The organism is Cytobacillus sp. FSL R7-0680 (genome assembly GCF_038009245.1).
GTDB classification, from domain to species: Bacteria; Bacillota; Bacilli; order Bacillales; family Cytobacillaceae; genus Cytobacillus; species Cytobacillus kochii.
Map to the genome: position 1 here is coordinate 4,305,214 of NZ_JBBPAO010000001.1, position 14,023 is coordinate 4,319,236.

Consider the following 14,023-nt stretch of genomic DNA (forward strand, 5'->3'; position numbering starts at 1 on the left):
AATGAGAGCAAAGCAAAAGGAGAGAGCAAGTCACTCAGATGAGCAAACCAAAATGAGAGGGAAGCAAAAGGAGAGAGCGAGTCACTCAGAAGAGCAAACCGAAATGAGAGCGCAGCAAAAGGAGAGAGCGAGTCACTCAAATGAGCAAACCGAAACGAGAGCGAAGCAAAAGGGGAGAGCGAGTCACTCAGAAGAGCAACCCGAAATGAGAGCGAAGCAAAAGGCAATAGCGAGTCACTCAGAAGAGCAAACCGAAATGAGAGCGCAGCAAAAGGAGAGAGCGAGTCACTCAGATGAGTAAACCAAAATGAGAGGGAAGCAAAAGGCAATAGCGAGTCACTCAAATGAGCAACCCGAAACGAGAGCGAAGCAAAAGGAGATAGCGAGTCACTCAGATGAGCAAACCAAAATGAGAGGGAAGCAAAAGGAGATAGCGAGTCACTCAAATGAGCAAACCAAAATGAGAGCGAAGCAAAAGGAGATAGCGAGTCACTCAAATGAGCAAACCAAAACGAGAGCGAAGCAAAAGGCAATAGCGAGTCACTCAGATGAGCAAACCAAAATGAGAGCGCAGCAAAAGGAGAGAGCGAGTCACTCAGAAGAGCAAACCCAAACGAGAGCAAAGCAAAAGGAGATAGCGAGTCACTCAAATGAGCAAACCGAAATGAGAGCGAAGCAAAAGGAGATAGCGAGTCACTCAGACGAGCAAACCAAAATGAGGGGGAAGCAAAAGGAGATAGCGAGTCACTCAAATGAGCAAACCGAAACGAGAGCGAAGCAAAAGGAGAGAGCAAGTCACTCAGAAGAGCAAACCAAAATGAGAGCGAAGCAAAAGGAGATAGCAAGTCATACACAAATCCGAAAACAGAAAAGAAAGCGTTGCAAATGTAGTTTGCGCGTGACCCTGGTTCAAAAAATCATTCCCTTCAGCCACACAAGTAATTTCACTTATTGTTGCAATTAGTCTTCTGTTTAGGCCTCTCCTCTGCAATGTAACTCCAATTTTTTTGTGATTGAACAATTAAAGCCACCAAAAAAACATGTATCTTCCAACTGAATATTAATTTAAGTTTATAGGAATAAGCTAGCCAATTAAACAAATAATACCAATATCTTATGGAAGATAGAGAGGGTGGATCAATGAAGTTTTCTCGCCTTCAACTTGCTTTTGTCATTATTTTATTTATAGGCATATCTAATCATGTGCTCATTTTACCCCATTTGTTGGGTTTGGCTAAACGAGATGCTTGGTTAAGCGTTTTAATCGCCTACGGTATTATGTTTGTTTGGATATTTTTATATAAGATCATCTTATCTAAAAATCAAGCTGGCGAACATACCTTCCTTTGGATGAAAAAAAGAGTTGGGACATTTCTTTCCTATAGTATTATGAGTTTGTTTCTCTTGTATTTTAGTGTTGCTGGTATTGTTTCATTTTTTGATTTGATCCAATCAGTGCATATTTTTTTCCTACCATTTACACCTATATGGATTGTCGCCCTACCCTTTATTTTGTTATGTGTGTGGGCAGCCAGTTCAGGCATAAAAACGATCATCTATACTTCGACCATTCTCTTGCCTATTGTATGGGGATTAGGTATGTTTGTCGCGATTGCCACATTAGAGGAAAAAGATTATTCCTATCTTTTGCCGTTATTTGCTGATAAAGACGCTTCTGTTATTGAAGGTGTAATCATCGTGCTAGGTGGGAGTGTGGATTTACTTATCTTCTTTATCATTCATCACTATTTTGAAAAGAAGATACCATACTGGTATTTAATGTTGTTATTAACTGTTTTAACGATGCTTATTATGGGACCAACCATTGGTTCATTAACATCATTTGGTCCAAGTATGGCTGCTAATATGCGGTTTCCTGCATTTGAACAATGGAGACTTGTATCAATTGGGGATTTAATATCTCATGTGGATGCTTTAGCTGTGTTTCAATTATTAAGTGGTGTAACCATCAGAGTCTCACTTTGTTTATTTCTTATTCCGGAAATAATCCATATTCAAAAAAAGTGGTGGAAGGTTATTCTCATAACTTTAACAGCTCTTATCTTATATGGCATCGTTTCCTTACAGACGAGCGATATTCTTGTTTTTCATATCATTAAATATTATTTTTACAAGGTTGCCCTATGTTTTGGGGTGGTTATGACCATTATTCTATTGTTCGTCAGCTATCTTCCTAGCCGAAAGGGTGAAAAAGAGTATGACCGTGGAAAGTCAATATAAACAATTAGATAAACTTTTAGATACCGGAAAGCTAAACAGTCGGCATTTAGAGGAATTATTTAATCAGACATCAGATATCCATTTGGTTACACAACAAAATGTCCTCACCTTATACGCTGATGGAATGATTAGTAGAGAACAATATAACCGTTATGTACATGCGATTGTGACTTATTTCAATGAAGGATACCGCTCGAAAGAAATGGCATCACAATGGCCAACATTTTTAAAAATTCATCAAACAAAGGATATGGTGAGTCATTTACTAGGTGGTTATGTCATCTTCTATGTAAACGGAGGCAGGAATTATTTTGCTATCGATATCGCTCAAATTCCACATCGCTCACCTGAAGATTCACAAACGGAGGTTGCCTTAAAAGGTGCAAGGGACGGATTTACGGAAGAATTGCATACAAATATGGCTCTGATTAGAAAAAGAATTAAAACAGAAAAGTTAAAGAGTGAAGTCTTTCAAATTGGAAGTGAAACAGAAACAAAAACAGTGCTTGTCTATTTAGAGGGCAAGGCTAAGCAAAATGTGATTGATGAAGCGAGAAAAAGATTAGAAAAAGTTGATGTAGAAAGCCTTATTAGTGCGGGGCAACTTGAACAATGGATATCAGATAAGACATTTTCGCTCTTTCCTCTTTTAGATTATATAACGAGGCCGGATTTTGCAGCGCAATGTTTACTTAGAGGTCGATTTGTTATCATTGTTGAAGGCTCACCTACGGTATTAATAGGGCCGATGAACCTATTAGGAATAATCAAATCTCCTGAAGATGTTCACTTTCCTTATTATATTGTTGCCTTTCAAAGATTGCTTCGAGTAGTTTGTTTATTTATTGCTATATTCGTGCCGTCTTTCTTCCTTGCTATCTCGAATATTAATATTGACCAACTACCTTATCCTTTAATTGCAACCATCGTCATTTCGCGCCATGGATTACCCTTTTCCTTACCATTAGAATCGTTTCTCATTCTCCTTCTTTTTGAATTACTAAAAGAAGCGGGAGTTCGGATGCCGACTGCCTTAGGGCAAACGATTTCTATTGTAGGGGGTATAATTATTGGAGATGCGGCAATTAGAGCAGGGCTTGCTTCTCCAACATTGCTTGTTGTTTTCGCTGTGGCGGCAGTCGCCACTTTTACATTAGTAAATCAATCGCTTACTGGTACTGTAACGATCCTCCGATTATATACGATGCTTTTCTCTACTTTTTTAGGCGTTTATGGATTTGCCTTAAGCTTCATCAGTATTGTTGTTTACTTAACAAGACTTGAATCGTTTAAAGTGTCTTATTTAGAGCCGATAACATCTCTGAATTTTGGTGAGTTTTTGTCCGCTTTCATGGTCAATCCTTTTCGCAGAAGAAAGAATGAAAACTGGATTGCAAGTATAAGGAGAAAGAGCAAATGAAAAAGCTCTTCCTTTCGTTATTATGTCTCCTTCTCCTAGTGACATGTGCATCCTGTAAGTCTGACATGAAAGAAATACAGAATTTGAATTTTGCAACTGCCTTAGGTGTAGACTTTAAAGATGGAAAATACCAATTATATATACAACTTGTTGGACTTGATTCTGTCGCAAAAACCGAGGGTGAAACAAGCTATGCTCAAACATATATTTCTATATCTTCTGGAGAAACATTATTAGATGCGTATTTCGAATTATATAAATCTGAACAGGAAGTTATTATATTTTCGCATATTTCAACAATAGTTGTCAGTGAAGCGATTTTAAATCAGGGTCTTGACCATGTGTTGGACGAGTTGACGAGATATTATGAATATAGGCAAACGCCTTGGATATTTGCTACCCAAGATCCAATCGATAAGGTGTTGTCCACACTAGGTTTATTTAAACAGTCTTCTCTAGAAACCTTATTACATCATCCGGATCGTTCAAGTAAACAAAGTACAATGGTAAGACCGATCAAGCTTTATCAATTCTTTAGAGAAATATTTGAACCTGGGAAAACGACTTATTTACCTGGTATCACAATCACAGAGAGCCAATGGAGGAGTAACGAAAAGAAAGAGCCTAAATTGACTTATAGTGGCGCCTTTTTTATTAAAGATATTAAATATATAGGTTTTTTTAATTTAGATACAATTAAAGGCATAAGGTGGGTATCCAAGGGTACAGAAAGGTCTTCATTGAAAGTGCCTGATGGGGGAAATCAGGAAACGATTATTGTTATTGATAATATCAAGACGAAGAAGAAACTTGTAGATAGTAAAGAGGGCAAATATCAATTTGAAGTACAACTAGAAGTAAAAGCGAGTCTTGGGAATAAGGTAAATGACCAGACATATAACCAGTTACTTAGAGAAACAAAAGAAAACTTGTCAAAGGAAATTAAAGATCTATTCCAATTAGGGGTAGAGGAAGGCATAGACTTTCTTGACCTGGGTCATATTCTCTATCGTAATGACTTTAAAAGCTGGGAAAAGGACAAGGAAAATTACTTAGCTAAAAGTGAGGTAGAAGTAAGAGCAGATGTAACGATTCAACATGCAAGTGCATTTAAAAACAAACGGTTTGAAGAACTGAAAGAAAGAGGGAAGACAGACTAAGAACCTGGTTGAAACTTAAGTAGATTGGCTCCCCTATAAGTAGACCGGGATTATAAAGATGCTACTTATAAGGGAGTTTTTTCAATATCTATTCGTACATATTTAGTGTGCGAATTTGTAGTTTTCGCCCATCCTTTTTTTTAAATGGATTTTATTGATATACTTTACTGTCAATCAATTGCAATTGGTGTTGCTGAATAATCTGTGCCAATTGGTCACTATAGATTTTTTCGCCTTGTTCATTTTCAATTGTACTGTATCCAGCGTCTTGTAATGCTACTGCTTGCTCCATATAAGTTGTGCCATTGAATAGCCCATTTTTTTTGTAGCGATCGTGAGTGGCTAAGAACTCTCCGTGATCTTTTACGGAATCCTCCATTTGATCATATACCCTAAAAGCATCCTCAATTGTTTCATCATAGTACTCTTTCGTCTCTAGGTTTACTGATTCTCCGTCCCAATTATGGCTCTTGATGCCAAAGTAGTTATTATATTCGGATGAGAGGGTTGATCTACCCCAATCGGATTCAAGTATGGCTTGAGCAATCGTAATTGATGGCAGGATACGATAGGTTTCATAGTTTTCTATTGCAATTGCTTCAATATCATTGATAAAGTTTCGTTGCATTTTTTTTAGGTTATTATTGTCTGCTGCTTCAATTTGATCTGTTAATTGATTATAGTAATTTTTCACTTCTTCTTTTTCTTCTTGGCTGTACTCATTTTCGATTAATACTCTATCAATCTCTTTTATTTTAAAATCATCATTTTCTTCGGTAATAAATTGATTTGTCAGTTGTTTTATTTCCTCATTACTTATTTCTTCAATGCCATACTTCACTTCTGCCATAGCTGAAACATAGCGCCAATCAACTTGAGCCTTCCCACGACTCGTTTCGTCAACAACTGCTTGAACTTGTCCTGTTTGGTCAATGGAGATACTTTTTTCTTTATTCATAGCGATAAAGTAGATGCCCACTATAAACAAAACGAGTGTAAATAAAATCCACTTGCTCTTTTTCATTCGAATGTCCCCTTATTCCATATTACTTTCTACTAATATAACTTGAATCATGTTCATTCTTCCAGTGACACCTCTTTATAAGAGTAATAAACTAAATTTTCTGACATTATAGATAAACATGAAAGGATATCCTAGTCTGCCGATAAAAATAACAGGACAAAAGATGTGGTTATTTATTTTTGATAGGTCATTAATCACGCATTTTAGATAAAAAGGGGAATATTTATGGGCAAGTTATACGATCGAAAGGGGAAGGAAAACTCATTCCTAAACCGCTTAACATCCACTATTCAATTTCAAATATTGCTGCCGTTCTTAGCGCTAATTATCATTGCAGTCATGACGGTTAGTTATGTTAGTTACCATTTTAGTATTAAAAATACGACAGCGATCCTCAACCAAAAAGTAGAAGAACAATTAACGAGTTTAAATGATACTTTTGAGATGTTCTTTACTCAGAAACATCAAATCATGACTCGAATGACGATGAATGAGGACATCATTCCCTCAGAAGGTGACAATGACGAGGTATTAGCCTATTTCCGCGAAACACAAGAAACAACAGACTCTGTTATCAACCTTTATTCAGCTAGTGAGAGTACGGGTGAAGTGGTGATTTATCCTGAAGCTGATTTAGGGAATGATTTCCTTGCAAAGCAAAGAGATTGGTATAAGGAGGCAGTTAATGTAAAAGGTGATCCCGTATGGACAGCACCATACAAAGATGGTAGTACAGGGGAAACGATTATAACGATTTCTGAAGCCGTTTACCAAAATGATCAATTAGTAGGTGTTGTTGGGGCTGATGTACTTGTTGACACATTAATTGAGATGGTCAATAAAATGGACGTAGGTGACACAGGATATGGCATGATTGTCGATTCTTTTGGTAAATATGTTGCTCATCCTGATTCAGCACTTATTGGACAAGCCGCTTCATTAGATTTGTCCACAGACTCTAATGAACAATCACTTGGAAGTATTGAGTTAGAGGAGGAAATTGTTCATTATATTGAGAATCCTACAACCGGATGGACTATAGGCGGTATAGTCAAAACGAGGGATTTAGAAAAACAAGGGGAAGCAATCGTGTTACCTAATTTAATTACTATTGGTGTGGTTTTATTGTTAGCAATTGTTACTTCGTACTTCATTACCCGAGCTTTAACAAAGCCGATGCATGATGTAGTAGGCAGAATGAAAAGTATGGCAGATGGAGATTTTACTCATGAACCACTTCCTATTAAACATAAAAATGAGATTGGTCACCTTGTAATAGCAACGAATGAGATGAATCAACAAATAAAAACGCTTCTCGTTGATGTTCAAGATGTATCTCACACAGTAACAGCCAAAAGTGAGGAATTGAAATTAATTTCTGAAGAAGTAAAAGCAGGTACTTCACAGATTGCTACAACAATGGAGGAGCTTGCGTATGGTTCAGAAGCACAAGCGAAAAGTGCGAGTGACATTTCTTCCTTTATGAATGATTTTGTTGTAAAGATTGATGAGACCAATGCGAATGGTGAATGGATTCAAGAAAAGACAAAAGATGTTTTTGTTATGACGGAAAAAGGCACGTTAAATATGCAACAATCAACGAAACAAATGGAGACAATTCATGACATTGTCAGCCAAACAACAGCAAAAATGAAAACATTGGATCAGCAAACACAAGATATCACAAAGTTGGTTGCTGTGATAAAAGAAGTAGCTGAGCAAACGAATTTACTTGCATTAAATGCTGCTATTGAAGCAGCGAGAGCGGGAGAACATGGTCGTGGGTTTGCCGTTGTTGCAGAAGAAGTTCGTAAACTAGCAGAACAGGTGGCAGCATCTGTCCAAGATATCACATCTATTGTCATGACCATCCAATCTGATTCAAAAGAAGTCGTTGTTTCCTTGCAGACGGGATATACAGAGGTTGAAAAAGGAAAAGAGCAAATGGATGAAACCAATCAAACATTTGATGATATCCGCCTATCACTGCAAGAAATGGGAGAAAGTATTGCTCAAATTGCAGAAAATCTTAACGATATTACAGCAAATAGTCAAGAAATGAACGGTACAATTGAAGAGATCGCCTCTGTGACAGAAGAATCAGCAGCGGGCATTGAAGAAACATCTGCATCGGCAGAAGAAGTAAGCGGTTCGATGGAAAATGTGACTGAAAGTGCACAACACTTAAATAACTTAGCGACAAAGGTTCAATCATTAATTGGTCGCTTTAAACTTTAACATAGAAGAAGAAATCCTGTGAAAGCAGGATTTTTTTCTTTATTTAACGAATGTTAGGGGTTGGTATATAGTGAAGTATTTTAAGGTTTGTTAATAAAAATTTGTAAAAGAATGGTATGCATGATTTTGATCGAGGAGGCTAAAAAAGTAACTGAATATTATCGAAGAATAATGCTGATATAGTATATATTTCTGAATCTGTTTCCCGTGTAGGGAAGACGAGTATTCCGATATTGAAATCAACGTCTTATGGAATAAAGATCATACGGATGATGAACGACTTTACCCAATAAAGGAAAGAGGGGGTAAAGTTCTCGACTTTTTCCCATTTGAAGATGAAGAATGGTCCGAATCGTATATAGTCTCTAACGTAAAATATGAAATAAGTAATTTTCGCACGATAACTTTTCAGCGGATCATCGATGACCTTCTAATCAAGCAAGAAGCAGATATTGAAAAACAAGTATTACTTGCAAGCCTACAAAGTGGTATTCCACTCATTGGTAAAGACATATTTAAAGCTTCAAGAAGACAAATTGATAGATATCCAACAGCACTCACAATAAATTTGATTAAAGAGTATAAAGAAGTAACAAATAGCTGGCATAGTAGATATGGATTACTAGCGCGAAATGATTGGTATATGTTACAACAAGTTCTTTTTTCAGTTGAAAAGAATATTTTAATATTATTATTTGTATTGAATAAAGAGTTCATTCAACACCCTGGTTTTGTATGGTTAAGGAAATCGGTCAACGCATTGAAAGTTAAACCATCAAATTTTCTCGAGTGGATAGAGAAAATTCATATAGGGCAATTAACTATGAAAGATTTACAAGAACTTGAAAAAATATTAGTAGAAACATATAGATTAGTAGAAAGAGCGTATCCCGAGATAGATTTAAATGAAGCGAAACAAAAAAGTATGTTAACTTGCCCTACAAACAATAAACAGTCATTATAACTAAATAAATGGATGAATGGAGGAAAGTTCAATGGATTACGATGTGATTGTGGTTGGCGCAGGATTAGCTGGTTTGGTGGCAACGGCAGAAATAGCGGATGGTGGGAAGCGGGTATTACTTTTAGACCAAGAGCCAGAAGCATCCTTAGGTGGCCAAGCATGGTGGTCATTTGGTGGACTGTTTTTAGTCAATTCCCCTGAACAGCGTCGAATGGGAATCCAGGATTCTAAGGAGTTAGCATGGCAGGATTGGCAGGGGACAGCTGGCTTTGATCGGATAGAAGATGAGGACTATTGGGGATTGCAATGGGCTAAAGCTTATGTTGAATTTGCAGCAGGAGAAAAGCGGGCATGGTTACACAAGATGGGGGTTCGTTTTTTTCCAGTAGTCGGTTGGGCAGAGAGGGGGGGACAGTTAGCTGATGGCCCTGGTAACTCTGTACCACGCTTTCATATTGTCTGGGGAACAGGTCCAGGAATCGTTGAGCCATTTGAACGCCGAGTACGGGAACATATGAAAAAAGGCTTGGTCCAATATCAACCGCGTCACCGTGTGGAGCAATTAATAACAGACGGTAGTATGATTGTTGGATTAAGTGGCTCCGTATTAAAGGCTAGCCAAGCGAAACGTGGGGAAGGAAGTAATAGAGAAGTAGTGGGTCGCTTTAAATATGATACAAAACTCGTCTTAGTCGCTAGCGGAGGAATCGGTGCGAACATGGAGCTGATTCGTAAAAATTGGCCAAGTAGACTTGGAGAGCCACCTCAACAGATGATTTCTGGAGTTCCGGCACATGTGGATGGAAGGATGCTTTCGGTTACAGAGGCAGCAGGCGGAAGGATTGTGAACCGTGACCGCATGTGGCATTACACAGAGGGAATTAAGAATTGGCAGCCTGTATGGGAGAACCATGGGATTCGTATTCTTCCTGGACCATCTTCTATTTGGCTTGATGCAAATGGAAAACGTTTTCAAGCGCCTAACTATCCAGGTTTTGATACACTTAGTACACTAGAGGCAATTAAAAAAACAGGCTATGACTATTCTTGGTTTATTCTTTCTCATAAAATAATTGAAAAAGAGTTTGCCTTATCTGGCTCCGAACAAAATCCAGATTTAACGGGTAAAAGCATTAGTAAAGTGATTGGCAGAGCATTAAAACGTGTACCAACGCCTGTAAAAGCATTTATGGATAAAGGGGAAGATTTTGTTATTGCTAGTCAACTAGGTGATCTTGTCACTGCAATGAATAAACTTTCTGGCAATGATTTGCTGCGTGTGGATGAAATTGAGAGACAAATTCAAGCAAGAGACCGTGAGATTGATCATGCTTTTACAAAAGATTTGCAAGTGACAGCTATTAGAGGAGCAAGAAACTATCTGGGGGATAAATTAATACGAGTGGCTAAGCCTCATAAAATTCTTGATCCAAAAAACGGCCCGCTTATTGCCGTTCGTTTAAATCTCTTAAGTAGAAAAACACTAGGTGGTTTGCAAACCGATTTATCAGCAAGGGTGTTAAATGAAAAGGGATCCCCTGTTCACGGCTTATATGCAGCAGGAGAAGTAGCCGGCTTTGGCGGAGGTGGAGTGCATGGCTATCGCTCATTAGAAGGAACGTTTGTTGGTGGCTGTCTTTTTACAGGAAAAGTGGCAGGCCAAGCAATCGTGGCAGCATTAGATAATGAAACGATATGAGGAGCTTATACGATGACATATAGACTGACAAGACTTGCTAATGATGACGCAAAAGAACTGTTCAAATTTGAAAAAGTGAATAAACAATTCTTTGAGAAAAGTGTTCCACCTAGACCTGTAAGTTATGAGATATATGAGCAGTTCCTACAAGTCTTAATAGAATTATTAGGGGAGCAAGCTGAAAATAAATCATTATTCTATCTTATTAGAAATGAAACAGATGAAATTGTCGGTAGAATAAATATTGTAGATATAGACTGGTGAGAGAAAAAGGGTTATCTTGGCTATCGCATAGGTGAGACATACACTGGGAAAGGGATAGCGAGTCATGCATTGCAAATTCTTCTACAGCAAAATAAGAAAATCAATCAATTCTTGGCCAAAACAACGAAAGATAATATTTCTTCTCAAAAAGTATTAGAGAGAAATAACTTTGTCATGCAAGGAGAAGAGGGAAATTTTATTTACTATCAGTGGGATCGGTAGTTGGATACAAGTTACTAGGTGAGAGGAGATTACGGCATTTATGTTTGAAAAAATAGGAAGGGGTGAGGGCGTTGTATAAAGAGAAACCAATGCTCTCATATAAATGATAACCTATCGACCCCAATTTTAATAAGGAAGAACAAAAAGATTTGGTTCTCCGGGGATTTATACCATATATTCAACTGCTTTTCTTGTGGATTTTGTGTGTCAACATGACATACCCCTATTTCCCCACACATCATTCTAATTTGCTTATTATCTTTCGAAGAAGCACATCTTTCAACTCTAGTATGTAGTCTTCAAAGAAGTCCAATTAACAAAATATTAATAATATTGTAACTTCAATTGATGTTAATTATGATATACCATAAATAAGTAGATACATAATTATTTCAAAGTGATTATTGCTTGCTAAAACTCATAGAAAGTCCTATCTAAGATTGGTATTAGCAGCTCTTATTAGAGTGTTGATATAGACAACCATTATAATGAGGAGGAATTCTATGTTGAAAAAGTCGTTGCTGTTCTCTTTGTTTCTTGTTTTATCATTGCTTGTTTTTCAGTATGATTTATTACCTGCTTCTGCTTTGCCTCCAGATTTGCCATCCAAATCTACTACCCAAGCACAACTTAATTCGTTAAATGTACAAAATGAGGGATCCATGAGTGGCTATAGTCGAGAAAAATTCCCTCACTGGATTAGTCAAGGGGATGGTTGTGATACAAGACAAGTAATCCTTAAGCGTGATGCCGACAATTATAGTGGTAATTGTCCAGTGACTTCAGGTAAATGGTATAGCTATTATGATGGCATCACTTTCAATGACCCCTCACAATTAGATATTGACCATGTCGTTCCACTCGCAGAAGCATGGCGTTCTGGGGCAAGCAGTTGGTCAACTGCTAAAAGAGAGGACTTCGCCAATGACCTCAATGGACCACAACTCATCGCAGTATCAGCCAGCTCCAATCGTTCCAAAGGTGACCAAGATCCATCCACATGGCAACCACCTCGTGCAGGTGCAAATTGTGCTTATGCTAAAATGTGGATCAATACAAAATACAATTGGAGTTTGCATTTGCAGAGTTCTGAAAAAACAGCTCTTCAAGGAATGCTCAATAGTTGCTCCTATTAAACAATCAACCAATGAAAGGAGTCAATTAAATGGATACAATCTCATCTGTGTTTAAGGCAACTCATGGTGTTATGACTACTGAGGTTGGTGTCATCAGTGGGGATCTTGAATTACGAACGACATCTGACAAAGAAGGTAACCTCACTCTTGCGATTACTTATGTAGATGCGGATGAATGGTACACACTTCCAGGGGGAAACTATCAGTTACATGACACTCGGGACCATGATGTGATACACCGGATGTTAATTGCAGTATTAAACAGGTAATAATCATAAATGTAATGTGGCGTTCTTGAATGTGGAAGTCGGCGTGAAGGTATTCAAGCTTTAATTAAATTGAAGGATAGCCATATTCAATAAACCATGGAAAGGAGTACCGATGTTTAATTGGCTAACTGAAATAGAAGGACATCCTTGTTCAATAGATAAGGGAGAAATAAAAGATTTCAGAATGAGGAAAATAATTGTAAAGAAAAGTCCGAAAACGATGAGTGCTGTTTGTCAGTTATTCGCCGCCGTCGATATCATTAATGAAGAGTCTAGTATGATGGTCTATCCAATACCTGATGAACAGGCGAGATTGCTTGTGATGGAGATGGCTGCTCCTCATTATGAGGAAATAAAAGAAACCATTATTGCTGGACGGGTAAAGGAAATGAATTTATTTCATTTGAAACCAGAATCAAGGATCATTATAGAAAAGCATCTCCAAAAGAATGGGTATCCGGCTATCCAAGATTTATATAGAAGAAAACGAATAAAACTCTCAGATACACCACAAAAAATAAAATATTATCTCATCAATAAAGAGAAAATCGCACAATTAAGCTCAAGAGAAACGGAAGAAGTTTTCTCCTTTTTTCATGCAACCTTTTTTGTTCAACAGGAATCGATTCTCCTTCAGCCTACTGGTTGGCAACTAGAGGATGAGTTAATCACATCTTATACTATTCGCACATTTAGTAGAATGGCTGGAGATCTCGTTCTTTGGGTAAATGAAAATTCGAATGATGTAGTTGGATTAGAAGTGTATCGTAATAAAATTCCACTTCCAATTGTTTCTAATTTAAGCTAATATGAATGAGATAATAGATAATAGGAGAAGATGCTTATGTTTAATCGTAATCGTAATAAAAACGTAGAAACAGTTGACCAAGAAGTGGAAATAGATAATATTTATACCATATTACCCCCTCCAGGTACGATTATTGCTGAAGCAACAGAAGAAGAAATGGAGCAAGCAGCCGAATTAGAAATACGTCATATGGCTTTTATGAGATTACAAGAGATGTATGTACAGTTCGATGGTTCTTCTTATAAAGAATTATTGCAAGATTTCCAAGAGTTCGAAAGAGATTCAACAAAGTTTTGGAGAACAGTAGCAAAAAGACTGGCTGTTCCTTATGAATGGCCGATTAGAATTGATCATGCCAATGGCCCCATTTATATAGGTGAACATGAGGTAGTTGTCGAAGAAGAAGAAGAATAAAATAACTTGTTAGAGATAACCTATTACCTTCATGGATAATAGGTTTTTTTTTGCGGATGGCAGAAATAATCCTAGTACATGGACAACTAATCACTAGATTAATCAGGTCGCCTTACTTCTACATTTTATTGTGGAGGATTTTTAAGGGTTAGAGTAATCCAGTA

14 protein-coding genes and 1 pseudogene are annotated in these 14,023 nt (G+C 37.4%); 14 read left to right on the forward strand and 1 reads right to left on the reverse strand.

Annotated elements, in window-relative coordinates; genetic code table 11:
- Position 1 precedes the first annotated feature (1 nt).
- The 5 genes from MKY26_RS21630 to MKY26_RS21650 all read left to right on the forward strand — a co-directional run bounded on the left by MKY26_RS21630 (position 2) and on the right by MKY26_RS21650 (position 4,821).
- Positions 2–301: a hypothetical protein gene (locus tag MKY26_RS21630; RefSeq protein WP_341098600.1), complete on the forward strand. Its 300-nt coding sequence runs from the start codon at positions 2–4 to the stop codon at positions 299–301.
- A gap of 6 nt (positions 302–307) precedes the next feature.
- Complete coding sequence (locus tag MKY26_RS21635; RefSeq protein WP_341098601.1) at positions 308–964, forward strand: hypothetical protein; 657 nt, start codon at positions 308–310, stop codon at positions 962–964.
- 176 nt (positions 965–1,140) lie between these two features.
- On the forward strand, positions 1,141–2,241 hold the full coding sequence (locus MKY26_RS21640) for a GerAB/ArcD/ProY family transporter (RefSeq protein ID WP_095370494.1): 1,101 nt from the start codon (positions 1,141–1,143) through the stop codon (positions 2,239–2,241).
- Positions 2,219–3,661 (forward strand): spore germination protein, encoded by a 1,443-nt coding sequence (locus MKY26_RS21645; protein WP_095370493.1) that lies wholly within the window; start codon positions 2,219–2,221, stop codon positions 3,659–3,661. The genes MKY26_RS21640 and MKY26_RS21645 overlap by 23 nt, the downstream gene beginning before the upstream one ends.
- Positions 3,658–4,821 (forward strand): Ger(x)C family spore germination protein, encoded by a 1,164-nt coding sequence (locus MKY26_RS21650; protein ID WP_341098602.1) that lies wholly within the window; start codon positions 3,658–3,660, stop codon positions 4,819–4,821. Before MKY26_RS21645 ends, MKY26_RS21650 begins: the two co-directional genes overlap by 4 nt.
- Positions 4,822–4,972: 151 nt before the next feature.
- On the opposite strand, the gene MKY26_RS21655 is transcribed toward MKY26_RS21650, so the two are convergent.
- Complete coding sequence (locus MKY26_RS21655) at positions 4,973–5,845, reverse strand: glucosaminidase domain-containing protein (RefSeq protein WP_322910097.1); 873 nt, start codon at positions 5,843–5,845, stop codon at positions 4,973–4,975.
- A 225-nt stretch (positions 5,846–6,070) separates the two neighbouring features.
- Here MKY26_RS21655 and MKY26_RS21660 point away from each other — a divergent pair, with 225 nt between their 5' ends.
- The 9 genes and pseudogenes from MKY26_RS21660 to MKY26_RS21700 all read left to right on the forward strand — a co-directional run bounded on the left by MKY26_RS21660 (position 6,071) and on the right by MKY26_RS21700 (position 13,859).
- On the forward strand, positions 6,071–8,083 hold the full coding sequence (locus tag MKY26_RS21660; RefSeq protein WP_341098603.1) for a methyl-accepting chemotaxis protein: 2,013 nt from the start codon (positions 6,071–6,073) through the stop codon (positions 8,081–8,083).
- Positions 8,084–8,651: 568 nt separating this feature from the next.
- On the forward strand, positions 8,652–9,047 hold the full coding sequence (locus tag MKY26_RS21665) for a hypothetical protein (RefSeq protein WP_341098604.1): 396 nt from the start codon (positions 8,652–8,654) through the stop codon (positions 9,045–9,047).
- 31 nt (positions 9,048–9,078) lie between these two features.
- Positions 9,079–10,746: an FAD-binding dehydrogenase gene (locus MKY26_RS21670; RefSeq protein ID WP_322910095.1), complete on the forward strand. Its 1,668-nt coding sequence runs from the start codon at positions 9,079–9,081 to the stop codon at positions 10,744–10,746.
- A gap of 12 nt (positions 10,747–10,758) precedes the next feature.
- On the forward strand, positions 10,759–11,010 hold the full coding sequence (locus MKY26_RS21675; protein ID WP_341098605.1) for an N-acetyltransferase: 252 nt from the start codon (positions 10,759–10,761) through the stop codon (positions 11,008–11,010).
- A gap of 24 nt (positions 11,011–11,034) precedes the next feature.
- Positions 11,035–11,232, forward strand: a pseudogene (locus MKY26_RS21680) (GNAT family N-acetyltransferase); the annotation flags it as partial.
- A 503-nt stretch (positions 11,233–11,735) separates the two neighbouring features.
- A complete protein-coding gene (locus MKY26_RS21685; protein WP_341098606.1) occupies positions 11,736–12,368 on the forward strand; it encodes an HNH endonuclease family protein in 633 nt (210 codons plus the stop codon).
- A 29-nt stretch (positions 12,369–12,397) separates the two neighbouring features.
- Positions 12,398–12,637 carry a hypothetical protein gene (locus MKY26_RS21690; RefSeq protein WP_341098608.1) on the forward strand — a complete coding sequence of 80 codons (240 nt, stop codon included), beginning with the start codon at positions 12,398–12,400 and terminating at the stop codon, positions 12,635–12,637.
- A 112-nt stretch (positions 12,638–12,749) separates the two neighbouring features.
- On the forward strand, positions 12,750–13,445 hold the full coding sequence (locus MKY26_RS21695) for a hypothetical protein (RefSeq protein WP_341098609.1): 696 nt from the start codon (positions 12,750–12,752) through the stop codon (positions 13,443–13,445).
- A gap of 36 nt (positions 13,446–13,481) precedes the next feature.
- Positions 13,482–13,859, forward strand: coding sequence for a hypothetical protein (locus tag MKY26_RS21700; protein WP_322910092.1), 378 nt, complete (start codon positions 13,482–13,484; stop codon positions 13,857–13,859).
- The last annotated feature ends 164 nt before the right edge of the window (positions 13,860–14,023 follow it).